The following is a 25086-nucleotide window of genomic DNA, read 5'->3' as shown; positions in this document are numbered from 1 at the left end:
AATTTTATGCGTATTTTTTTAGTTGATCAACTGTTGCAACCGTTCCACCACTCCAGCAACGGTTTTTTCTCCGGAATTGCTTTCTGTAAAATTGAGGAGAAAAATATCGTAATTGCCATTGCGATTGGAATGGAAAAGCACCGAACGTCCATCCGGTGAATAAACCGGATTGGAATCGACAGCCGGGCTAAAGGTCAATTGTTCATCAGCCGAGCCGTCTATTTTGCTGCGGTAAATTTCATAATTGCCGCTCCGGTCGGAAACGTAAACCAGATATTGTCCATCGGGTGAGCAATCGGGATTAACATCGTTGCCTTTTGAATCGACAACCGTCATTTGTTGGCTGCCGTCTTTGCGCATTTTCATAATGTCGAAATTGCCGTTGCGATCAGAATGAAAAAAGATGTATTTGTCATCTGCACTGAACGTTGCACCGCCATCAGTTGCAGGTGTTTTGGTCAGTTGTAATTGAAAATCGCCATCGTTTTCCATGATGTAAACATCACTTTGTTTGGTGACATACGATACTTTGCGCAGATCATCGCGGTCCGAAACAAATACAATTTGCTCACCGTTATGGCTGTATTTTGGCAGCCAGTCATCCGCGAAGGACCGGGTTAGGCTGGCAATATATTTGTCACTGGTTTCCATCCGGTTAATTTCGCGCACTTTGAATTTATCGTTTATCGGGCGGCGATCCGCAGCTGTGCTGGCAAAAACTATCCGTTTGCCATCCGGTGAAAAAACCGGCAATTCTTCGTTGGCTTTGTCTGTCAGCAGTGCTGTTTCGGTTTTGGTTTCGAATGAAAATTCGTATATATCCCAGTTGTCGTTGACGCGTTTCTGATAAATTATTTTTTTACCATCGGGCGCAAAACTGGGATACGCTTCATCTGTCGATGTCGCCGTCAGTTGCTGCAGAATATAACTTCCGCCAACATATTGCGAAACCCTGCTGAGATACAAATCTGCCGAGCTGCTTTGCATCACATTTAAAAATGCGCGATAAGCATCGTTATAATCGCCATTTTCGTAACGCAATTTTCCGTATTCGAATTGTGTATCGATCTGATACGGATCGAGCCGCAAATAATCTTCCATAACCGCTAATGCACGGTCGCGGTTTCCAATCGCCAAATGCTCCTGATACAACTGCTTTTTGAGCATCGGATCATCCGGGTTTTTCAAAATGCGTTCTTCCAGATACGCAATTCGTTCCTGCGGTGCCATCCGGTTGTAATCTTCCATTGCCAATTTTTTGGCGCCACAACTTACCAATACGATTGAAATGCAAAAAATCACCCCAACTCGAGTGAGCATTTTCATGAATCGCTCCTTAAATTAATTCACACTTTTGATGTTGTCGATCAATTTTCGTGCCTGGCGTTTCAACTCAAGTTGAATGCCGGGACGGTCAATTATTTCCTGATACATACGAACAGCTTCGTTGGTTCGCCCTAATTTTTCATAGGATTGTCCGGCAAAATACAACGCGCTGGCTTCCCATTGCAACTTTGTTTTTTGGGAGAGCAGCGGAATTTTCACAAACTCGTTGATTGCCTGCTCATATTGCCCGCCGTTAAAATATGCTTCACCGATGTAAAACTGGATTTCCGGTTCCTGATCGCTATTCACCGAAAATTTCAAATCTTTCAGATAATCTACCGCTTCAGAAAAACGATTGAGACGATTTAACGCAATTCCAATAGTAATTTTCTGGTCAACGATGTCATCCGCATTGGGAAATTTTTGAACATATTCGCGAGCATTCTGCAATGCGCCATCCCATAATTGCAAGCTTTTGTAAGTGCTAATCAGCGATGCCAACGCCTGTTGTTGTGTTTCCGGATTGCTGGCAACATCCACTGCCCTTCGGACAGCGGTTACGCCGGCTTCTGTTTCTTCATCGCGAAAATAAATTTCGGCAATCGTTAAGTAAACGTTGGCAGTTAAATCACTTTTTGGATAATTTTTTAAAAATTTCTCAAATTCTTCCAGTGCTTTATCGCCTTTATTGAGCGTTGTATAGTTGCGACCGATTAAGAATTGAGCATCATCCGCATATTCTGTTTGTTTATATTTACTCAAAATTGTTTTGCAATGGTTGATAGACTGGTCAAAGCTTTTGGCTGTAAAATCCACTTTTGCACTTTCATATTCCACTGCGGCAAGGTAGTCATCAGCCTTTGGCAGTTTGCCATATTTCTGGCGAAAAGCCGTTAACTGGCTATTCAACGAACCACTGCCCAAATTAACCAGACAACGCAGCTTCTGACCTTCGTAATCAATCATTTTTTCGGCATTTGCATTTTCACTGATGAGCATATCGTATTTGCGCAGTGCTTCCGTATATTTTTTTTCTTCAAACAATATATCGGCAGAAATCTCATTAGCTTGATAAAATATCGATGGATCATCCGCTTTTTTGATGAGCGCCAATTGCAACAACGCTGCCTCATTATCCTGTTCAGCCTGCGCCATTTTACCGAGCAATAGCAGGGTTTCGCTCTGCTTTTCGCCCGCATCGGCGAGTTTCAGATATTGCAGCAAATATCCGCGCGCCGCGTTGAAATCATTTTGGCGATAGCGTGCGCTGCCCGCGTAGTAAAAAGTTTCCGGCGATTCAATGGCCAGATAACTTGCCAAAACAGGATCGCTAACTAGTTGATATTTCTGCAATTGTGGCGTCAAATATGCCAGTGCGCGTTCATCGTCACCGCTTCGCAGATAATTTTCAACAGCCAGGTTTCGGGCGTTTTCGGCTTCATCTGCATAATCATACAAAGTTGCCAATCGATCCCAAAACTGTGCAGCCGTTTCGTAATCACCCGTTGACTGATAATATTCCGCTAATTTGGCATATCCTTTGGCTTGATACGGATGTTTGGGGAAATTCAGCAAAAAATCTTTTAATCCCTGTACCCCATTTTCTGTTTGACCGATTTCCATCAGCAAGTTCGCTTTGCGCCACTGCGCTGTTCCGGCGATAATCGTGTTGCCGGAAATGGTGCCCAATTTTGCCAATGCAGCGGCGTTATCCCCTTTTTGCTGAAGCGCATCTGCCAATTGCAGCCGAACAGCGTGCAGCAATGCGGATGTCGGATAGCGCTGCTCAAACACCTGCCAATATTTCAAAAAATTTTCGGGTGATGTTGTTGCCAACGGCGCAGTCATATTTAAAAAACGGAATGTGAGGCTATCGGGATACGGTGAATATTTCACGTAAGCCATTGCTTTTTTTAGGGTTTCGTTTGCTTTTGTTTGCGAAGCACTTTCCCCCTCGACTGCGGCATTCATGAACGATTCGTATTCAGCCTGCCGCAAATAGCTTTCGCTCAAATAATACCAACCTTCAGCAACAGCAACGGAATCCTGGGTTTCTGTCACATATTTTTCGAATATTTTTGCGGCTTCGCGGTAATCGCGCAAATCCGATAAATAAATTTTACCCAAATCGAATAACAACGCTTTACGATCGACACCAGTCAGCAATTGCCCCATCATTCTGGCAAGTTCTTTTACACCGTTATTTTGGCTTTGCCCGTGAAATGAGCGGATAAAATCGCGGTAAGTCAAACTGGAATCCCATTTGGCGGAAGCTGGATATTCATCCACAATTTGTTCAAAATATATCAGGCTGCGATCATATTGTTGATTCGCAAAAAATGATTTTCCGGCAACAAACAGCAATTCATCGCGAAAATTTGAGTTGGGATATGAGCCGCGATAGCGTTGCATTTCGTCAACGCCCGCAGAAAGCTGATTGGCGGCAAACGCACGTTCCACCAATTCGCGATGCAACGATTCATTCCCGGCATCATTTGGCGCCACATTTTGGTATTGGCCAAGTACGGTTCTGGCATTGGCTATATCGTTTTTCTGAACATGCAATCGAATTAGATTACGCAATGACGCACGATAGACACTTTTTTCAACATCTGTTTCCGTTGAAATTTCTGTGAGGGATTTGAGCGCCGGTTCAGCCTGCGTGATTCGCCCTTCTTCCAGTTGGCTGCTTGCCAAATAAAATTTTGCCAGCAACGATGTTTGCGGATTGTTGCTGTTCACCAAATCCTGCGCGACTGTCCTCGCCTGAAAATAGTCTTGTTTTAAAAAATTTGCCTGAGCCAACATCAGTTTGAGCGGTTCGTTTTTACCTGCGGTATTGTATTTGTCTGTTTCGCGTTGCAACAGCGTAATAGCATTTTCCCAGCGACGACTATCAATGTAAAGCTCACCCAAATCATTCACCGCTGAATACCCGATTTCACTGCCGGCATTTTTTTGAACCACTTCCGTGAGAATCTGTTCAGCGCGATTGCTAAACCCAAGCTCTTTAAAAACAATAGCTTGTCCCAACTTCGCTTCCGCCTGAATTGCAGGATCTTGCGAGGTTTTGAGTACCGATTCAAATTCGCCATTTGCGCGTTCCGGTTCACCTTTGGCAAACAAAATTTTGCCGTAGAGCACTCTGCCGCGCTGATATTCCGCGGATTCAACATATCGGTTCAGAAATTCCCGGACAATCTGTTCTGCGCGGGAGAATTGTTCAACTTTCATCAACGCCTCACCGGCTCGCAACAGCGCGCGGGGGGCACTGGCATCGTTCGGATACAGGATTTTCACCGTTTCGAATGCTTTTGCGGCTTCTTCCGGCTTGTTGAGCAATTCATAACATTCGCCAGCCCGAAACCAGCCCTGCGGAGCGCGCTGGTGATCGGGAAAGCTGACCGCCAACGCCTGAAATTCGATTCGCGCATTTTCAATTTCGTTGAGCTTGAATAACGCATCCCCGAAATAATATCGTGCTTCGGGCAATCGCTCGCTCCCGGGATATCGCGCCAGAAAATTGCTGAATTGCTGCGCGGAAATATCGTAAAAACCTTCGTTGTATAATTTTAGCGCGTATGAGAAATCGTTGCTTTCCTGTTGGGCAGGGAGTTGTACGGTAAAAAACAGAATTGCGGCAAAAATGCACAACACCTTTGAAAATTGCATAGACCTTACCTTTGTTTGTAGAATTTACTGAACATCTGTTGATTTCGAGAGATATTTTTGCCTCTCAAATTGCAACACTTTCAATAACTTACGATACATAAAATATCCAATGACGCGAGGAATTTATGGAGAAAACGGAGTGAAAAAAAGGTGAAATTCAGGTTCGTAATTTTCTGAGTAAAAATGTTATTTTATTCAGTTGAGTTCTTCAAAAATATCTTGCGAATACCCCAATTACGAATTATATTTGCCCCGCTTGATGATTAACAGATGCCGAGGTGGCGGAATTGGCAGACGCGCTAGGTTCAGGGTCTAGTGGGAGCAATCCCGTGGGGTTCGAGTCCCCCTCGCATTGCTGAAGTAAAAACAGTAGTTTACGATTTTAAAAGCGGCGCCGTAATTGATCAATTACGGCGCCGCTTTTTTTGTTCTATTGTGATTTTGTTGCATTTTCCGGTAAATAGCTGGTTTGAGGCATTGGAGCATCTTCGTCGCTCAGCAACTTGTATAAAACCTGATCCTGCAATACAGCTTGAACTGTGGTTTTTTCGCCATCAACAAAAATTTCCGAATCGATCAATCGCGCACCGTGGCTGTAATCCACATACCAATCAATGTGAATATTGGTCAGCGGTTGGATGCGAATACCATCCAGTTTGTGCCAACCATAAATCACAACGTGATTGGGTCGTGCAGGATCGACAATTTTATTGCTCAAAACGACATCTTTTTTGTGTCCGGCAATCAATTGTCCGGGCGATCCGCCGGCTTCAATTCGCTGTTGTTCAATTGCCGAATTGTGCAGCACAAATTTTTCGATCGTTTCATTTTGGCGCTCAACCGGCGTGTAAGTTACCGGTGCAATTTTTATTTCCGCTTCGCGATAAATATGATCCACCAATTTACGGGTTGGCAAGGTTGCGCCAAATTGATTTGCAACGAGCTGGGCAACGGCGGGTGTCACCGGGATCCGGCAGTAATTGCTGTCCGATCCGATGGCGAGATAATCCGGCATCACACAGTATTTCACGTGATGCATGTTGCCGTTGGCATCTTCGGTTGTCATTTCAAGTGTTTTTAAATTTCGTAAAAAATATGGCAGGTTACCTTTGCGCAATTCGTTTAAAATTGCCATCTGCTTTTCGTCCCGGGACAATGGCTTTAGCGATTCCATAAATTGCGAACCCCCAGGAGCCGCCGGTGAACGCAGCGGTATCTGAAAATTCGGGTATTCCAGCGCATCCGGCTGAATCCAGTCATCGTAAACGCGATCGCCGTAATACTCATATCCGGCGTTTTCCGTTGCCGTTCCGCTCAACATTGTGTGGATAAATCCGTTTTTTTCCACCTGAACGGTGTGAAATATTTCCCGCCCGGGATTTTTTTTCAATAAAATCTGGATTCGTCCGTCCAACGCTTTGTGGCGGATAAAATCGTCATCTTCTTTGGTGGAAAATTCGAAGGTGTTTGACAAATACCGCTGCATCATTTTGCTGCGATACCAGGTTCCGCCGGTTGCAGAAACAAACGGCTTCCCGTTATACAATGCAATACTGTCGTTATACGCCAAAACGCTGAGGCAATTTATATCCGATGCATTCAGCCATTGGATAATCTGATCGCCGTAACTGTCCTCATAACCGTAATTACTATCCAGAAAACAAATTCGCCGAACAAATGTTGGGATTTCGGGATATGCATCCAAAACCGAAAAAATGAACCTGCCGCCGCCGCTGTGTCCGGTTAAAATTACAAACGGATCGTAATCCCGGAAATAGGATATGAGGTGCTCAACCAACGATTTTACGATTTCCGCATAATCAGAGTGTTGGCTTTTCCACATCGGCCAGCTTTTTTGATTCACCGCCAGATACACAACAACCAAATTATAATCATCAATTTGCTGCCGCAGAAAACGGGTTTGCGCGCCGATATGCTGAATGCCAAAATGCCAGTCATCTTCCGGTTGCACAATTTTTCCTACCGTTTGCTCGATGGAATTGCCATTTGGCAGGGCAAATAGCGCCAGCCCAACCGGTTTTTGCGGATCGAAATCCGTTGTGGCTGCAACGTTGATGTGAACCTGTATTTCCGGAAAATAATTGAACGAGACAACCTGTTCATCTCCATACGGATGCGTTGAAAAACCGGGAAATTGCCTACTTTCATCCGCGACTGCAATCGTTGAAATTGCGAAAATAACCGGGATCATCATTCTCAAAATGAAATAAAAAGCTGCTGGTTTCATACATTCCTGCGAATTTTTGTTCATTTGAATATATGAAAAATTATCATTTCTGCGAACCGGATTTTCATCGACAAAAAGCGTTGTAGTTCTTCACATTCGGGTCAATTTGTGGCGAAATCGGCTGCACATTTTGCACTTGAAAAGCAACATTCGCGATGCTAATTTTCAATCTCAACCGAATATTCCGGAAGAAATTACCGCACTTTCGAATTCGCAATTTCTCATTCTCAACTGGTTTTTTTGATGATTTTTTGGATGTCATTCAACAAATCAAACAGGGTTGAATATGTTTCTCGATGGGAAATTTTTTCGCCGAATCTGGTTGCCGGTGTTGAGTCTATGGCTGTCGGGTGCAATGGCACAATCGCCGGACGAGCTTTTGGAGGCTATCGACGCCACGCGCAGAACAGAAACCGCAGCGGTGGTTGAACCGGCTGTTGAACCCGTTCGCGATACGCTTGCCTCGGCATATTTTACGCAGATTAACAACGCGGCAGGCATCCGTCGACCGCGAATTCATCCCTATTTTCGCGATGAATATTGGGTGATGCGCGATTTGCGGCGATTGGTCCAAACCGTTGCCCCTGCCGGGCTGAACGGCTATGAAACCGTTGAAGATCTGGTGGAAATCGGGCAGCAACTGCCCATCGAAAAACAAACGACTATTGTGAAAATGGCAATTGCCGGTGGCGCAGCAAATGTGCTTTCCGGCGAAACCAACCGGCAACTTCGGAAATGGAAAATTCGCTCCATCCGCTGGGATCTGGACCGGGTTTTTGTCCGTCAGCAATACCGCAATCTGATTTCGATGACGCTATACAAAGGCTATTCTGCAGATGGCGTGAATATTACGCTCCCGCGAATCAAGACGCAATACTCGCTATATATGACAGAATATTACAAGATACACCGTTTTACGTATTGGATTGCCAAACCTTTGGGGCTGAGTTTTTCTACCGGATCGAACCGGCACATTTACTCAGCCAGCATTTTACCCGGGAAAAACAAACGGCTGTATCTCAGCTACTATCCGGGCATTCATCTGGTAAATTCCTATATAGAAATGCGAAGCGATTCGTTTTTGATTTACCGTTTATATTATTCCCGCTATTTCTGGCAGGAAAGCTATCCCGTATTTCGCGGGGAAATTATTGTTCATCTGTAAAATATCGATTCGTAAATATCATATTTCCTGCTGCATGTGCATATTAAATACCATCTCGCGATCTTTTTTGAGCGTTGCTTCCATGAGGTTGATAAACGCATCGCGAACTTCCGGTTTACGGGAAATATTCACCAGCGTCCGGTAATATTCGATGAGCGCGTCGTCCATTGTTGTCGCCATTTGCATTAATTCATCGACAGATTCAATCGGTTTTTTCTTCAACTCATCCAGTGTTTTGGTCACTGTTCGCGGTGGCGTAAACTGCATCCATTGCTGAATAATACTCTGTTTGCTCTCGTTATGAAATCGATCCACTATTTGCTCAAACGCTTTTTCACGCTTTGCCATATAATTTAGCAGCAGTTTTACACGCTCTTGATCACTTTCACGGCTCAATTGTTCATAAAAATTTGCTGTTTTTTTGTAAAACAACTTGGCTTGTTGCAGTACATCTTTTACTTGTTCGTAACTCATTGTAATTCCTTTTGTTAAATGAGAAAAATAAAACCATACGGGTCTTGCCAAACCCGGTAAAAGGTTTGGCAAGATACCGTTGGTTCCGCTCAACTGGATGAGTGGTTAAGGTTTAGTAAACAGCCGTTGGGGACTGGATGGTAATGGCGTTGTTAACACCCACAACACCGGCAATTCCACCGGCAACCCGAACTGCACGATGTTTTTCAAACGCATTATTTACAATGCCGTTGAGCAACACTTCGCCATTAACGACATCCACAGAAATTTGGTATTTTTCCACAACCGGATCCCAGAGCAATGCTTCTTCCACATGCTCTTCGATTATTTCATCGGCGGGTGAAAAAACGGGTTGAACCAACAAATCGTTTTTGACGGTTTTAACGCCATAGGTATTTTTGGCGTTTTCTCCGGCGGCTCGTTTCGCCAGAAAATCCTTTACGGTTCCTGTTAGGGTAACCACACTGTTTTCAACCGATATGTTCGGTTTATATGAAGCAACTCTTGGATCATACATGAGTGCATCTTCAATGGTAGACTTTATTTGTTCATCTGTAACGGTCATAAAGCGATTTTTTTTCTGCATGTCATCATCCAAAACAGATGCGACAATCAGATTTTCATCGTTTACATTTTTGACACCGGGAACCCACGCCATTGTGTATGCGCGGTTTTTTTCCGGTAAATCGCCGACATATCCGGAAATGGTGACAACGTGATTATTCACTTTCACGCTGAAAGCTTCTGCATCAACCCAAATGCTGGATTGCATCCGACGCTTAATTTCCATTTCTATTTCGCTGTCATCGCGATTTCCGTTAAACTGGACATCGATATTATTTTCAATTTTTTGCACGCCTTTGATACCTTTTGCAACTTCCGCAGCAAGTTGTTTTTCTTGCCATGAATCTACTGTTCCGCTCAACGTGACGGTGTAATTATCAGATGTAACGTTAACTTCATACGATTCAGTTGCGGGATCGTATGCCAAAGCATTTTTCACATTTTGTTGAATAACGTCATCCCTCACAAATGCGGGACGAACACTCATCCGGTCGATAATGCTGCGAACACCTTTTATAGATGTTGCGATTTTAACCGCGCGATCTTTCACTAATAGGTTACTTGTCCAGCCTTCCATTGTTACAATGCCGTTTAAAGATGATATCTTCAACGCATCCGGATCAATCAGCTGATCATCAGCAATAGCTGTTTCGATTGATGAAACGATTTGACGATCACCAATGGGTGCCTGGGAAAATCCCCGGATTGTACCCGCCAAACTAATGAGAATCATCAGCACGAAGGCCGTAAAAGATTTATTAATCGAAAGATTCGAATGACTCAAATATTTGATGTTTTGCATCAAAATTCTCCTTTCAATGGTGGTTGGTTTTTGGTTGTAATCTGGTGTTGAATTTATACGGGCAGCTTGGACGGAAAAATCCAGTTTCGTCCGTCCTCAATCTCTTGAACAGAGAACGAACGAATTTCAGTATCCGTAAGTTTGCCCAAAATTTTTGCGATAAACTGATAAAATTTATCGTCAGAAACAATTGCTATTCGTTCAATGCGATTAAGATTATGACGCAACATATTCAATTCATCCATTCCGGTTGAAATATCATACGACGTCAAACTTCCAGCATCGATCAATACATTTATGCCGTTATACATGGTGGATAACGATTCGAGTTGATGTGTAATTTGAAACAACTCGGATTTGGTCAATTTATCACTTAATACCAATTCTATTTTATTGGTTTCCTGAAAAAAAGTGTAATACATACAATAACTCCCTTCTGATTGATTTTAATTTTTTAATCGCTTAACTATGCCCCAAAAACAATGCCACACTCAATAAACGAATGTTTTTTGTCAGCGCACAAATGTTTTCAGGCGTTATGCTTTTAGGCGATAATTATCTGTTTTTAATAGATTTAAACAACCATTTTAATTGACCGGATGAGCCCGTAAAGTGCCCTTGAAAAATTTTGGTCAGATCGATTTCTCCAAACACACTCGATTCTCAAACATAAGCGCCATATCAAAATGAGATATTTCTATCAAAATGAGAGATGCTTTTTACGATTGTTCCGGCACGTAAATTTTGGATTATGATAACTTCCGGCCAAAATCAATAGTTTTTGCAACTGCAGGGAATACAACCGCCCGAGAAATTTTTCAAAGATCACTACCGTATATTATTAAAAAACAACAATTTGAAACAATTTTATGAGATGTATTTTGGAAAATTCGAATACGTCCCTTTTTTTTAACTATATTCCTCACTTAAATAAGATTCATTTTGGCACAGGCATTGCAAATACCTGTAGTAAGGTGGCAATGCGCCATCAACAAATAACGCAGTATTTAAAAGAGGAGATATGATGAAATTAGTTCACTTAGCCTTAACCGGTTTGCTCAGCATCGTGGTGTTATCTTGTCAACAGCAGCAGGAAAAAATGGAGATGCCGGAAGTAAAAGCAACTGCAGATGTACTGGAAGCCGTTGCAGTGCTTTACCCAAAAAATGACAGTGGCGTGACCGGTAAAGTTGTTTTCACAAAGGTTGGTGATGCAGTTCAGGTTGTGGTGAGCGTGACCGGGTTAACACCTGGAGATCACGGTTTTCATATCCACGAATTTGGTGATTGCAGCGCAGACGATGGAACATCGGCTGGCGGACACTATAATCCCGAAAAAGCCCAACATGCCGGACCCACAGATGACCCACGCCATGTTGGCGATTTAGGCAATATCACCGCTGATGAAAACGGTGTTGCAAATAAAATGTACATCGATTCAGAGATTGCATTGAACGGTGAACATTCCATTATTGGCCGGGGCGTAATTGTTCATGCCGATAAAGACGACATGACCTCCCAACCAACCGGTGCAGCCGGAGCGAGAGTTGCCTGCGGAACGATTGGTATCAGCAAGCCGGAAGTGAAACCTTCTGAATAAAAAGCTCGAATTTTCTCTAAATGGAAAGGAAGTTAAGTTATGGATAAACAACAATTAATCGACAATTTAAACCAGGATCTTGCCGGTGAGTTAAGCGCGATGATTCAATATATTACATACGCAGCAAAAACCACCGGACCGTATCGGCCACAGCTCTCGCAATTTTTTCTGGATGAAGTTACTGACGAACAGCAACATGCGGAATTTTTGGCAAATAAGATTGTGGCACTCGGTGGTAAACCTGTCACCCAACCCAGAGAAGTTCCGGCGGTTGAGTTAAATAAAGAGATGTTGAAAGCTGTGTTAAATGCCGAAAAATGTGCCATCGCAGATTATACACAACGGACAAAAGAGGCAGAAGCCTTTGGCGACAAAGGCTTAGTGGTCCAATTGGAAGATATTGTAAAAGATGAAACCAAACATGCGGAAGAAACAGAACGCATGCTCAGAGATTGGCCATTTTAATCCACGATAGAGCAATCGATGCTGATTCGTTAATCAGTTAAAGGGATGTGGAGTTTTTCACGTCCCTTTTTTTATTGCGATTAATGCGCGTGTGCCATGTGTTTCGGGTTGTGCATGCCTTCTTTTACCCCAAAATGGATCAACAAAACATTCACCGGATATGCGGCGAACAATCCGATACTCAATGAAAATACCAATGATGCCCAAAATGCCGGCTGAGCCATGGTTGCATTCTGCGCCAGCCACAAATCAACACAAATTGCACTAATTTCCATGACTGAAATGCTGGCTGTTTCGCTAAAAAGCGCATCCATCAACGCCTGGTGAAAGGGTTCGCCATCCTGCATTAGCGGACCGATGGTGAAGGCAAATCCGGAAACATATGCCAGAACAAAAGTAATTCCGGCGATCCACCAATTGCTCAACGAAAAAATACCAGCTGCAATAAAAACGCCAACAATTTCACCCGCGCCGCAGCCGGAATAGCAGTGCGCAACCGATCGAAACGACTTTCGCCACAGTGAATCATGACTAATTTCCCGGCGACCCGAAAAAAAGTAAATCCCTAATCCAAACGGACCGGAATACAAAACTGTAAATCCCCAAACCCATTTCATCAATCCGCCCAATCGGTAATTATTTGTGGTGAGATCGAGGATTAATGTTGCCATCGATCCAACAACCATAACCAGCCAGAATTGCAAAAAATGAACGTTTGTCAAAATATCGATTATCAGGGTTCGCATTTTCCACCATGCTATTTTTGAAATATTTAAATCAATTGCTGCCGATATATCTATTGAAATATCAATTACTTAAACCTACTGCGTTTTTGCCGCAACGCCAAGTTTATACCGTTTCAAACAGATTGTTCAACGATTCTGTCATCGTTGGGTGAGCAAAAACGCCATCACGGATTTCGGTGTATGGCAGTTCGCCCATCATCGCCATTTGCAGGGCAGACATCACCTCGCCGCCTTCCGGCGCCAGAATTGCGCACCCCAAAATGCAGTCGGTTTTCGCATCAATGACCACTTTCATTTTGCCGCGCGTTTCGCCGGTAAACCGCGCTTCGCCGCTGATAAAGGTCAAATTTTCCACATTTTTAAACGATTTTTTAACGCTCTTCCGAAACAATTCGACAACGTCATCTTTCCGATTGAGAATGGCTGGCAGATCGATAACTACCGGACCGGTTCGCACACCGAATTCGCCCGCACGGCTGACCAAATGAGCAACCCGTGCGCTGGCGGCAACGGTTTTGGTGGGCGTGCATCCGCGATTGACGCAGGTTCCGCCGGGATTTCCTTTTTCAATGAGGGCGGTTTTCCATCCGGCTTCTGCCAAATCCGTTGCTAGCGGTCCCCCACCCTGCCCCGAGCCGATGATAATTGCTTGAAATTGTTCAACTTGCATTGTTACTCCTTTTATCGATTTGAGAATTTGATCCGTAATTCGAACAATAAAGTTCAACAACTGTGCCACACAGTTCGTGTTTTCTCAAATCCAACAAAAACAGCAACTTGGATAATTTTCACAAGAACTGGATTATCAAATTGAAATACCAGGCGCATCATTCTGAAATAAAAAAAAGGCTGCGCGAACGCAGCCTTATCAAATGAAATGTGGTGATTTGTGAAATTATTTTGACAAAATCATCTTCCGTTGTTCAGAAAAATTTTCAGCTTTCAGTCGATACAAATAAACGCCACTAGGCACCGGCTGGTTTCGGGCATTTGTGCCGTCCCAAACAATTTCGTAGCTGCCGGCCGGCTGCGAGTTTGCAACCAATGTTTTGATCTCCCGACCGAGCATATCGTAAATTTTTAACGATACCGGCGATGCCGCACCAAGTTTGTAACGAATAGTCGTAGCCGGATTAAACGGGTTGGGATAGTTTTGCGCCAATTCGAACGCTTCCGGCTGCGCTGCATCATCATCGATACCCACCAGATTGCTCACCAAAACCGTTACAGGCAACGAGATATTCCCGCCGTTGGTAGTGATGGAAATTTGTCCGGTGTAAGTGCCTTCCGGCTGATTGGTGGCGTCGTAATTCGCGACAATAGTTTGGCTGCCGCCCGCCGCAACGGAGCCTGAACTGGGCGTAACTGTCAATCGTGTTGTGGTTGTGTTGGAAATGGTAATTTGCCCGGTTGCCTGATCGGTTGCGCCATCGTCATCGGTGACGGTCAGCGTCCAGGTGTAGGTATTCGGCTGCGAATAGGTGTGCGATGTAACGGCCTGGCTGCCGTTTGTGCCATCCCCAAAATTCCATGAATATTGGCTGATTGTCCCGTCGGTATCGTTCGATCCGGAGCCATCAAACGTGATTGCCTGATTTGTGTTGCCGGTTGTTGGCACAGATGCAACTGCGTTGGGCGGCGTATTTCCGCCACCGGAGATCGTCCCGAGCGCCCGGACTAAAAAGGCACCGTTTTCAAATCCGCCAACGGTATTCAGGTTTTGCCAGGTAAAACTGGTATTATCGAGATAGTAACTTTTGTTTGGTATGGTTGCATCCACATCCGCACCGGCGGGGAAGCTGATCAGCCCATCCGCACCAACAACCAAATAAAAGGTGCTCCCTGCGTTAAACTGGATGCCCGGCGTTAGTGTTACGGTAAACCATCCGCCACTTGGCGCAGTGTTGAAATTCAGGAGCCCTTCTTCGAGCGCAGCGCCGTTTAAATCGCTGTAAACACCTACATAAACGAGGTTGGAAAACAACCCTTCCGTGCGCATGTAAAAATCGATTTGCTCTAGTTGGAAGCCGCTGGTCAGGTTGTATTCAGTTGCCCAATAGAAATCGACAAAATCGTTGGTCCCGATAAAATCATCGGACGTCGCATTTCCATCGTCGAGATACAGCACATCGATCAACGGCGTTTGCGGCGAAAATGCACCCTGCTGCCCCACTTCCCCGGCAGCAGAAACCCGTTGCAGTTGCGCCGGACGTTTTTTTGGCGGAAAAGCGCGCGGCGAATTGTTATCGATTTTCGAATTTTCGGAAAGCATGTTCCGAAAACCGCCTTTATCCGCATTGCCCAAACCGCTCACCGAAATGGAGTAACTCAACGGCTGACCGCCAACATTACTCAACTGAAAACTTCTGGAACGCGTTTGGTTTGGCTGCAATTCGATGTTCACCTGGCTTACGTTTACATTGGCAATTGCCGGACTGCCCCCACTGCCGACAGTCGCGGAATACACACCGCGTCCGTGCGTTGCAGCAAGAATCAAACCGTCTGCAGGACGGGAAACCAGCATATCGGTTGGTACGTTGCCGATCAGGGCAGTACCTTCCTGTTGCCAACTCACATTGCCGGAAACGGATGTCGTCGAGTAAACACCGGCGCTGGTCGCGATAAAATAAACCGTTCCGGACGAAGTTGGCACGATGCTCGCCCAGCGTCTGCATGGCGAGCTTTGCCCGCTCAAATTGCCGTCAATATTTGTCCACGATGCTCCCGCGTTCGACGAATACCACAGTCCCTCAACACCGTAGCTGGAGAAAACTGCGATAATTTCATCGCCATTATTGGGATTCACAGCAATGCAGGACGGATACGCACCCTGGGTAACGCCGGGCGTAATAACCGTTCCGGCGGGATTGCTCGCGGCGTTATCTACCCGTTTTAAAACTGTTGTCGATTGATAATTGGTTGCGCCAAAATACAACCGGTTTGCCGGAGTTTTGGCAACCGCGATTGTCGTAACCTGTGAATTGGCGACAGCTGAGCCGGTCAACGCTGTCCAGTTCACCGATGTCGGGTTTCCGTTTCCGGACGGAATGCCATCGAGATTGCTGTTTCGCCATACCTGCCCGCCTTCAGCCATATACATTACTTTGTGATCGTTCGGGTCGAGCAAAAACGGAGTGATGAACAGGAAATTCTGAGCATTTGCCGGTTTCACCAGCGAATAAACGGCCTGGTTACCGCTGATCGTTACCCGAACCACATTCCCGCTTTGGGAGGAGACATAAAATGGGAAACCGCCGGGAGCAATGGCGTTATACGCACCGTCGCCGCTGAACACATTCACCCAATCGGTATTGGGTGCGTTGGACTCCAGCAGCCAACTGCCGTTGTCCTGCAAGCCGCCCAACATGTTTACGCCACCGGGATTCGGGTCTACAGATGTCGCATAAAACTGCGATGTCAGATAGCCATTGTTGAGCGATGTCCAGGTTTGCGGCGATTCCAGCGCATTGCTCGCTTTCGACAAACCACCGTCGTGCCCGGAAATAAGCGCATTGACATTGTTCGGATAAAACGACATCGAATGGTTATCCGGATGGTGATTTTGATAGAGAAAATCGGTTTGGTGATAACCGCCAACCCAATCATAAGATTGTCCGCCGTTGGTGGTTCGATACAGGTTGGTAGCACCGAGCCAGAAAGTGTTCGGATTATCCGGTTTCACTTTAACATACAAATCGTAACCGCCCTGCGAATCAAATTTACCGAGATCCGCGAAGTTTGGCAGCGTAGAGCTGAGGTTTGTCCAACTGTTCGAACCCGCGTTGTATTTGAATAATTGATGCTCCGCAGCAGTGGAGCCATTGCCAACCTGCAACAAAACATACACCGTATTTGCATCTGACGGTGCGGTGTTCACAACCATCCGTTGCGGATCTGCATTTAATCCCGACGGGTTAATTTGCGTCCAATTGGCGCCGTTATCGGTGGAGCGGTACACACCATATTCCGTAATTTGCGCGCCATGTTTACCCATAACGGCATACACATCGCCATTGCTGGCAACGGCTACGTCCGTGCTAAAATTAAATGGCGATTGTTGTCTGCCGAGAACCGGTGTCCAGCTATTGCCGCCATCCGTCGAGCGGAAAATGGCGCCATACGTTGCGGCAAAAATATTGCTATTTGTGGGGCTAACGACAACGTTGTAAACCAGATCAAAAAATTGATCAAAATTGTGCGGATCGTTATTGTTTATCGTGCTGGGCAACTGCGACCAACTGTTGCCGTTGTCGGTGGATTTGAAAATACCGTGCCCCCAATAAGCAAAATTGCCGCCACCGGCAGCCGAATTCCCGACGGCTTCGCCGGTGCCGTAATACCACACACTGCGATTTGTGGGGTCCTGCGCAATGCAGGTAACACTCGCGTGCGAACTCAAACTGGTGCGCAAACTCCAGGTTGCACCGTCATCTTCTGATAAATAAACGCCACCTGAAATTCCGCCGGCCAAAATCCGCCGGTTGGTCGATCCGTTAAAATTGAGATCGATTGCCAATGCCCGGGTTCTACCGCCAACGTTTTTCGGACCGCGCAATTCCCAATTAGCGGAATAGGTAATGTTGCTGTTTTGCAATTGTTGCTGTTGGGTTAAGTTACGCACAAACGCTAATTCTTTTTGGCGGATGTTGGCTGGAATTTCGCCGGTCACCGGGTTTTTGAAACGGTTGAATTCAAAGCTTGTCCGGGATTGCGCGTCATCCGGATTTTTGGGCGAAAATGATGATCGCACCCGTGGCCGGTTGCTAAAATCGACTTCGTTAAGAGCAACCCGCCGTTCTGTTGTAAAAAATATTGCCGCTGCAATCAACACAAGGACAACGGGTAGCGCAAAAAGCAATCGTTTATAAACTGTTAATTTCATTAAAATTACCTCCATTGTGAATCAACATAAATGAATAAGTATCTAATTTTAATATTTTCAACAATCACTGTATTTTTTCGAATTGATAAGCGATAAAAACAATCAACTGGCGGTTGAGCTGATCGAAAGAATCCGTTTTTCGACGAATATCTGTGCGAATCAAATCACCGGGTTGCAAATTTTCGGAGGGAAGCGATGGTTGGGAAACCGTGTCGGAACTGCCCGTTCCGTTTTGGGCAAATTCAACCGGAATTTGGTTGCCAACGGCAATCGGTACATTGAATCCGGAACCGTATCCGATAATTTTTTCCACTGCAATAATCACAGGATTACCCGTTTCAACAACTTTGCCAACCAAACGGCATTGTCCGGGAGGGATATTTTCGGCAACAACGGGTGCTTGGTAAACAACCGCCGAATCTGCAGATTGCATTTGAGAATGCTCTGCGGTTTTATCCGTTTTTTGGCATGCGACCGTGCCAAAAAACACCATCAGAATAAATGCATTTACGTATTTCAATGAATACCCTTAATTAAAATTGGTTGAAAAAAAATTACACATAATTTAAAACAGAATTTCAGAGACAACAAAAAACATTCGTCACAAAATGGTTAAATTTACATTTTATTTTTGTAAAATTTACCGGAAGAATCGTCAGCGAACGGCATTTGTAGGCTCACAGGTTTACGAAACGGCAAATTGGCTTCGCAAATTTTCATACAAAATTGTCGGGCGCAAACGTTGGATTTTTCATAATATATTCATATTTTATTCGGCATCTAAAAAATACATTTCATTTTGCTATTCTCATTATTCGCGAACCGCTTGCACTTCAAATTATTTCTAAGTTAGATCATTTACATTAAATACTATTCCACACTATTCAACCCATAAAGGGGAATAATATGGCATGTCAGATAATCATTTCCGGTATTTCCGGAATTGTTCCGGGATCCGGGCAGCCACCCTCAAAACTTGAGGTTACCGGCACTGTAACGGATTGCCAAAAAATTTGTGTGAAGGTCATCAATACACTGAATGGCACCGAAACATCGGTGTTGGAAACCGAAAATATCAATCCAAACGGTGAATGGATTATTCTGTTCGACGCCGCAAACGGCGATTTTACCACCGGAGATTTTGCCTGCAGCAACGTCGAAAAACTGGTGGTGGAAGCATTTTGCTGCGATGAACCGACATGTGGCAACAGTGAGGCGTTCGACGGGCTGACCTGCCGGGCAGATACCGACCCGTGTCCCTCCGTAAATGTTGAAATACTGTCTATTTCACAAAATTGCGCCAACGATGGCAAACGATTGGTTTCGCTTCGTGCGACGGTAAATAATGCGCCAACCCCTACCATTTATGAATGGGATTTCGGCGATGGCGAAAATTCATCGTCCGAAGTTTTTAGCGCAAACCCGGTGGATATCGCCCACGAATACGACGCGAGTGATCCAAACAATCTGAGTTATGTTGCAGAGTTCAGAATTGTGTTTCCGCAGGGCTGCCCGCCCGGGCAAGTTACGGTGAATTTGCCCCATTGTCCGTCCGAGCCGTGTCCGGATCAGATATCAACAGAAGTCCGCGATGCGCTGGGCAACACCGTTGACATCGATCAATTGGCATGTCTGGACCCGGGAAATTATTCAGTAAAAGTGGTTCAGCCGTCCGGATCAAACCTGACGTTTTCGTGGACGATTAACGGTACGTTGCAGCAAGGACAAACCGGCAGCACACTGGATGTGAGTGTTTCTGCCGGGCAATCGCTGGAAATAAATGTGGCGGTCGTCGCTCCGGATTGCCCCCCGTTGGCAGACAGCGTGGTGCTCAGCGGTTGCCAACGCTGCCCGGATCGCGCCCGTTTGGCAGTGCTCGATCCTCTTGGCAACACCATCGATATTGATACCGAAGATTGCATTCCCGCAACAAAATACTCAATTGTGCTGGTTGAACCGGATGCTCCGGAAATGCAAATTTCGTGGAGTGTTGATGGCGTTCTGCAACCCGGATTCACCACAACAGAGTTTAGCTACGATTTGTCTGAAGGCGAAGTTGTGGAAATCAGCGTGGCAGTACTGATCGACGGCTGCCCGGTTTTAAGCGACGCAATTACATTGGTTGCCTGCGACTGCCCGGACGAAGCGCTCGGCATCACCGTTACCGATACCGCGGGAAATACGGTGAATACCGTAGGCTGCGTAAATTCCGGGGTCTATTTTCTGGAAGCAACCGGCGGTGATTTGGAAAATGTGGATTTACAATGGTCTGCCGGTGCAACCCCACTCGGCAACGGCACACAGGCAACCATCACTTTCGATGGTTCTGCCATCGGCGGATGCTGCTTTTTGAGAACCACGCCGCCCAGCACCACCGTTACCGTTACGGCCGCAAACGCCGATCCCAACTGCCCGGATCGTTCGGCCAGCGTAACCCTCCGCGGTTGCCGGACAGATACATTTTGCATCGACTGCTGGCTGTTGCGATTGGCAATCATATTTTTCGCAACTATCTCGGCGATGGCAGCAGCCGTCTGGATTTGTGCAAAAGTGGTCGTCAATCCGTTGATCCCCCAAACCGCGGGCTGGGCTGCAATTGCAGTGTGGGTCGCGCCAGTTGTTCTGGTCATCGCCATTCTGATCACCATCGCCATTTTACTCTTTTGGTGGTGGTGTTGCCGCCCAACATGGTGCGATGATTGGATGGTGCTCCTCTGGCAAGTGCTCATCAGTGCAGGTTTTATATTTCTTTACTTCGGCACTTGCCCATTCTGTGCATTAAAATTGGTACCGATCGGTCTTTTGCTGTTCGGCGCGGGCGTTGGCGTATTTATCTGGTGGATTGTGGCCTGCCGTCCGTCGATGTGCAAAATATTTTTCGAAGTCGGTAGTTTGGGGTTAGTGCAACTGGTGGTCAGTTGGCTGGAATTTATCATCGGTGCATGTGTTTGGGCATGGGGCTGGCTTATAATGCTGATCTGGAATACCGGATTGAATCTGGTCGGCTGGATTGGAACGGTCATTTCCTGCCGGGTGAATCCCAACAGATGACAAAAAATAAAAAAAAAGCCGGTGCAAATTGCTGCACCGGCTTTTTGGATAATTTCCATAAAAAAAATTATTGCACAATTTAGCCAACCAAAGCCTTGACTTTTCCCACCACATTTTCGGCAGTCAGCCCGTAGTGTTTGTAAATTTCTTTGTATGGTGCGCTGGCACCAAAAGTATCAATACCGATGATAGTGCCTTTTTCGCCAACCCAATCGCGCCAGCCCATGGGTGATCCTGCTTCCAGCGCAACCCGCGCTTTCACAGATGGTGGCAACACTTCTTTTTGATATTTCGCCGATTGCATCCGGAACAATTCCCAACTGGGCATGCTTACCACCCGCGTGTCAATTCCTGCGTCGTCGAGCTGTTTTTTGGCTTCCATTACAATTGCTACTTCCGACCCGCTGGCGATGAGAATTACGGCTGGTTTTAAACCTTTTTCTTTGGCGAGAATGTATGCTCCCTTTGTCACGCCATCAGCCGAACCGAGTTCGCTGCGATCAAAAACGGGTAATCCCTGTCGGGTGAGCACCAGAATTGTCGGACCGTTGGCGTTCTCCAGCGCAGCTTTCCATGCGAAAGTTGTTTCGTTGGCATCCGCCGGACGGATCAGCGTCACATTCGGCATCGCCCGCAGTGATGCCAAATGTTCAACCGGTTGGTGGGTCGGTCCATCCTCGCCCAAACCGATAGAATCGTGGGTCATCACATAAATTACCGGCAAATGCATAATCGCAGAAAGCCGGATTCCCGGTCGGGCATAATCCGTGAATACAAAAAATGTGGCGCCATACGGACGAATCCCACCGTGCAACGCCAATCCGTTGCAGGCTGCCGCCATTACATGTTCTCGCACACCCCACGCAATATTGCGATTTGCAGGCGTTTCTTTCGAAAAATAACCACTGGATTTTATGAACGTATTTGTTGATGGTGTGAGATCTGCGCTGCCGCCGACAAACCACGGAATGCGATCGGCAAACGAATTGATCACCGCACCGGATGCTTTCCGGGTAGCCATTGCACCATCGGATGGTTTGAATTGAGGTAATTTTTCATCCCATCCATCCGGCAATTTGCCGCTGATTGCTGCATTTAATTGCGCTGCCAGTTCGGGAAATGCTTTTTTGTAAGCGTTGAATTTGCGCATCCAGCCGCGCTGTTTACCTTTGCCGCGCTGTTTGGTTTGCGCAAAATGTGCGGCTGCTTTTTCGGGGATGAAAAATGTTTCGTCGGTCGGCCAGCCGTAATATTCTTTGGTCAATTTCACTTCTTCTTCACCCAACGGCGAGCCGTGAACCTCGCTGGTATCCTGCATATTTGGCGATCCGTAGCCGATGTGTGTGCGCAAAAGTATCAGCGACGGACGGTTTTTCTCCCGCTGTGCGCGTTTCAGCGCTTTTTCGATGGCGGCGATATCGTTGCCTTTTTCGCCGAGATTTTGCACATGCCAATTGTATCCCTGAAAGCGTTTCGCCACGTCTTCGGTAAATGCCAAATCGGTGCTGCCCTCAATGCTGATGTGGTTGTCATCGTAAATCCAGACAAGTCGCGACAACCCCAAATGTCCCGCAAGCGACGCCGCTTCGTGAGATGCGCCTTCCATTAAATCACCGTCACCGCAAATGGCGTAGGTAAAATGATTGACGATATCAAAGCCATCGCGATTATATGTGGCAGCCAAATGGGCTTCGGCAATCGCCATTCCCACCGAATTCATCACGCCCTGCCCTAACGGCCCGGTCGTTGTTTCGACCCCGGCGGTGTGGTGCACTTCGGGATGTCCGGGTGTTTTGCTGCCCCACTGGCGAAATTGTTTCAACTCATCCAGCGGTAAATCGTAACCGCAAAGGTGCAACATCGAATACAGCAACATCGAGGCGTGACCGTTCGACAGCACAAATCTGTCCCGGTTAAACCAATGCGGATTATCGGGATTGTGCTGCATGATTTTCGTAAACAGCACATAAGCCAGCGGTGCCAGACCCATCGGTGCACCGGGGTGACCGGAGTTGGCTTTTTGAACGCCATCGATGGACAATGTGCGGATTGTCTGGATGCACAATTCGTCAATCGTCATTTCATTCAGTCGGTTCATTATCAAATTCCTGTGTTTTTATGAGATGGATTCAATGTTTCCGGTTTAATTGCAAAAACGGCTGGAAGCAAAGCCGATTGCTCAATATTTTTTGCAATTTACAAATAGTTTTAACGGTGGATAATATCCTCAAATGGAGTTGATATGGCAAGTTTTTTCGAAGAATTGAAGTGAATTGTTGTGGTCGGATACATCTACTTGCGATCGAATTCTCTGGTGGGTAAATAAAAAAGGGCGGGAAAACCCGCCCCAAAAAACAGATGTGACATCCAGTTATAATTCTTCCATATCGTCAATTTCGGAAGCGATGGTTTCCGATTTCTGTTTGGCAGAGCCGGATGGCGGCATTAACGCAGCTACTTTATTTTTGAATTTTTCGGGCAGTAAGCTTTTCTTTTCGGTAACCGGCGGTTGAGCAGATCGAGAATTTCGCGGGGTAAATTTCGTATGCATAACTGCATTCCGGTCAACTTTGAAAAATGAAATAACCTGGCTCAATTGATCCGATTCAGTGTATAATTCTTCCGCCATTGACGACAGTTGTTCCGACGATGCGGCATTCTGCTGAATGACCTGATCCAACTGTTGAAACGCCGTGTTGATCTGATCGACGCCCAAGCCCTGCTCACTGCTCGCGATGCTGATTTCCTGCACCAATTCTGCGGTTCGCTGAATATCCGGCAGGATTTTTTTGAGCATGCCGCCGGCTTTTTCCGCAATTTTTACACTGGATGCGGACAACTCGCCGATTTCCACAGCGGCAACCTGGCTTCTTTCGGCTAATTTCCGAACTTCTGCAGCAACAACCGCAAAACCTTTTCCATGTTCACCGGCACGCGCCGCTTCGATTGCCGCGTTGAGTGCCAGCAAGTTGGTTTGGCGGGAAATTTCTTCAACCACCGAAATTTTTTCGGCAATTTGCTGCATCGCTTTTACCGTTGAAAGCACTTCACCAACGCTTTTTTTGGCTTCTTGAGATGTTTGCACAGCGATTTTTTCGGTTTGCTGTGCATTATCTGCGTTTTGCTGGATATTTGCGGCAATTTCTTCCATCGATGAAGAAACTTCTTCGGCAGTGGCAGCCTGCTCCGTTGCTCCGGTCGAAATACTTTCTGCGGAAGCGCTCACCTGCTGGCTGTTGGATTGCACTTTGCTGCCCACATCTTGAACATTGCCAACAACCTCGTTCAGCTTTTCAACCATTTGTTTCAACGCGCCGGCAAGTTCTCCCAATTCATCGGTGGAATTAATTTCGATAGCGGTTGTTAAATCGCCGTCCGCTACATTTTTGGCAGCACCCAGCAATTGGTTAACTCGTTTGCTGATATTCCCGGACATCGCAAATGATACCACTAATGTGGCTACCAATATCGCAAAAGCGAACAATAAACTGATATATTCATTGGATTTAGCATCCGAAATCGCGGTTGAGATTGATTTGTCCGAATTTTGATTCATCTCCACTACCAGCACTTCAATCCGATTACCCAAATCCTCTGCAAACGCGTCGAACTCACCCATTGCAATATTGCCAAGCTCCGGTCCACCCGCAATATACTCATCCGCCATTTTTTTCCCATTTTCATAGAACCTCTCAAACGATTCGCCTAATTCGACATATTCAGCACGGTTTTCTGGATAAATCGCCATCAATTTGTCGAGGTCCTTCCGGAACGATTTGGCATATTGCTCGGCTTCATCAAAACCATCATCAAAACCTTCTGCTGCGCGTGTTGCGCTGATATCCGTTAGCCATTGCTGTACCTGAACCACATCCAATTGGATACTGGATGCCAATAATGCGCCGGCAAACCCTTTGTCTCGGGCGGTGTTCATTTGCCCGATACTATTTTCTGTCATGTTTCTGTTGATAATCAATTGGACCACCAGCATCAATCCGATTGATCCAAGGCTTAAAAGCATTTTTGAGCGAATGCTCCATTTCATATTTAATCTCCAAAACTTTTAATTTAAAAATTTCACAAACATACAA

16 protein-coding genes and 1 tRNA gene are annotated in these 25086 nt (G+C 45.9%); 5 read left to right on the top strand and 12 right to left on the bottom strand.

Features of this window, described 5'->3' with window-relative positions; all coding sequences use genetic code 11:
* Positions 1-18: 18 nt before the first annotated feature.
* Positions 19-1326, bottom strand: coding sequence for a PD40 domain-containing protein (locus tag H6629_14815; GenBank protein ID MCB9069066.1), 1308 nt, complete (start codon positions 1324-1326; stop codon positions 19-21).
* Positions 1327-1341: 15 nt separating this feature from the next.
* Positions 1342-4998, bottom strand: coding sequence for a tetratricopeptide repeat protein (locus H6629_14810; GenBank protein ID MCB9069065.1), 3657 nt, complete (start codon positions 4996-4998; stop codon positions 1342-1344).
* Between the two features lie 269 nt (positions 4999-5267).
* Between H6629_14810 and H6629_14805 the strand changes: the two genes are divergently transcribed.
* A tRNA-Leu gene (locus H6629_14805) sits at positions 5268-5353 on the top strand.
* Positions 5354-5428: 75 nt separating this feature from the next.
* On the opposite strand, the gene H6629_14800 is transcribed toward H6629_14805, so the two are convergent.
* Positions 5429-7246 (bottom strand): hypothetical protein, encoded by a 1818-nt coding sequence (locus tag H6629_14800; protein MCB9069064.1) that lies wholly within the window; start codon positions 7244-7246, stop codon positions 5429-5431.
* Positions 7247-7532: 286 nt separating this feature from the next.
* On the opposite strand from H6629_14800, the gene H6629_14795 reads away from it, so the two are divergent.
* Entirely contained in the window at positions 7533-8411 is an 879-nt protein-coding gene (locus H6629_14795; GenBank protein ID MCB9069063.1) for a hypothetical protein, read from the top strand.
* 18 nt (positions 8412-8429) lie between these two features.
* On the opposite strand, the gene H6629_14790 is transcribed toward H6629_14795, so the two are convergent.
* The 3 genes from H6629_14790 to H6629_14780 form a co-directional block, all read right to left on the bottom strand.
* Complete coding sequence (locus H6629_14790; protein MCB9069062.1) at positions 8430-8885, bottom strand: hypothetical protein; 456 nt, start codon at positions 8883-8885, stop codon at positions 8430-8432.
* A 112-nt stretch (positions 8886-8997) separates the two neighbouring features.
* Positions 8998-10251 carry a BON domain-containing protein gene (locus H6629_14785; GenBank protein ID MCB9069061.1) on the bottom strand — a complete coding sequence of 418 codons (1254 nt, stop codon included), beginning with the start codon at positions 10249-10251 and terminating at the stop codon, positions 8998-9000.
* 53 nt (positions 10252-10304) lie between these two features.
* Positions 10305-10673, bottom strand: a complete 369-nt coding sequence (locus H6629_14780; GenBank protein MCB9069060.1) for an STAS/SEC14 domain-containing protein — start codon at positions 10671-10673, stop codon at positions 10305-10307.
* A gap of 602 nt (positions 10674-11275) precedes the next feature.
* Here H6629_14780 and H6629_14775 point away from each other — a divergent pair.
* Both H6629_14775 and H6629_14770 read left to right on the top strand, forming a co-directional pair.
* Positions 11276-11851, top strand: a complete 576-nt coding sequence (locus H6629_14775) for a superoxide dismutase family protein (protein MCB9069059.1) — start codon at positions 11276-11278, stop codon at positions 11849-11851.
* A 39-nt stretch (positions 11852-11890) separates the two neighbouring features.
* Complete coding sequence (locus H6629_14770; GenBank protein ID MCB9069058.1) at positions 11891-12316, top strand: ferritin-like domain-containing protein; 426 nt, start codon at positions 11891-11893, stop codon at positions 12314-12316.
* 80 nt (positions 12317-12396) lie between these two features.
* Here the strand turns inward: H6629_14770 and H6629_14765 are convergent, their stop codons facing one another.
* The 4 genes from H6629_14765 to H6629_14750 form a co-directional block, all read right to left on the bottom strand.
* Positions 12397-13062, bottom strand: coding sequence for a DUF4396 domain-containing protein (locus tag H6629_14765; GenBank protein ID MCB9069057.1), 666 nt, complete (start codon positions 13060-13062; stop codon positions 12397-12399).
* A gap of 103 nt (positions 13063-13165) precedes the next feature.
* The gene (locus H6629_14760; protein ID MCB9069056.1) at positions 13166-13732 is read right to left on the bottom strand and encodes an FAD-dependent oxidoreductase; all 567 of its coding nucleotides are present in this window, start codon (positions 13730-13732) and stop codon (positions 13166-13168) included.
* 225 nt (positions 13733-13957) lie between these two features.
* Positions 13958-17944, bottom strand: a complete 3987-nt coding sequence (locus H6629_14755) for a PKD domain-containing protein (GenBank protein MCB9069055.1) — start codon at positions 17942-17944, stop codon at positions 13958-13960.
* Between the two features lie 64 nt (positions 17945-18008).
* On the bottom strand, positions 18009-18464 hold the full coding sequence (locus H6629_14750; GenBank protein ID MCB9069054.1) for a hypothetical protein: 456 nt from the start codon (positions 18462-18464) through the stop codon (positions 18009-18011).
* A 386-nt stretch (positions 18465-18850) separates the two neighbouring features.
* On the opposite strand from H6629_14750, the gene H6629_14745 reads away from it, so the two are divergent.
* Positions 18851-20995 (top strand): PKD domain-containing protein, encoded by a 2145-nt coding sequence (locus H6629_14745; protein MCB9069053.1) that lies wholly within the window; start codon positions 18851-18853, stop codon positions 20993-20995.
* 79 nt (positions 20996-21074) lie between these two features.
* Here the strand turns inward: H6629_14745 and tkt are convergent, their stop codons facing one another.
* Positions 21075-23093 carry a transketolase gene (gene tkt, locus H6629_14740; GenBank protein ID MCB9069052.1) on the bottom strand — a complete coding sequence of 673 codons (2019 nt, stop codon included), beginning with the start codon at positions 23091-23093 and terminating at the stop codon, positions 21075-21077.
* Positions 23094-23366: 273 nt separating this feature from the next.
* Entirely contained in the window at positions 23367-25040 is a 1674-nt protein-coding gene (locus H6629_14735; GenBank protein MCB9069051.1) for a HAMP domain-containing protein, read from the bottom strand.
* Positions 25041-25086: the final 46 nt, after the last annotated feature.

The organism is Calditrichia bacterium (assembly GCA_020634975.1).
Taxonomy (GTDB): Bacteria; Calditrichota; Calditrichia; order RBG-13-44-9; family J075; genus JACKAQ01.
This window is presented reverse-complemented; position numbering and strand designations above follow the sequence as displayed.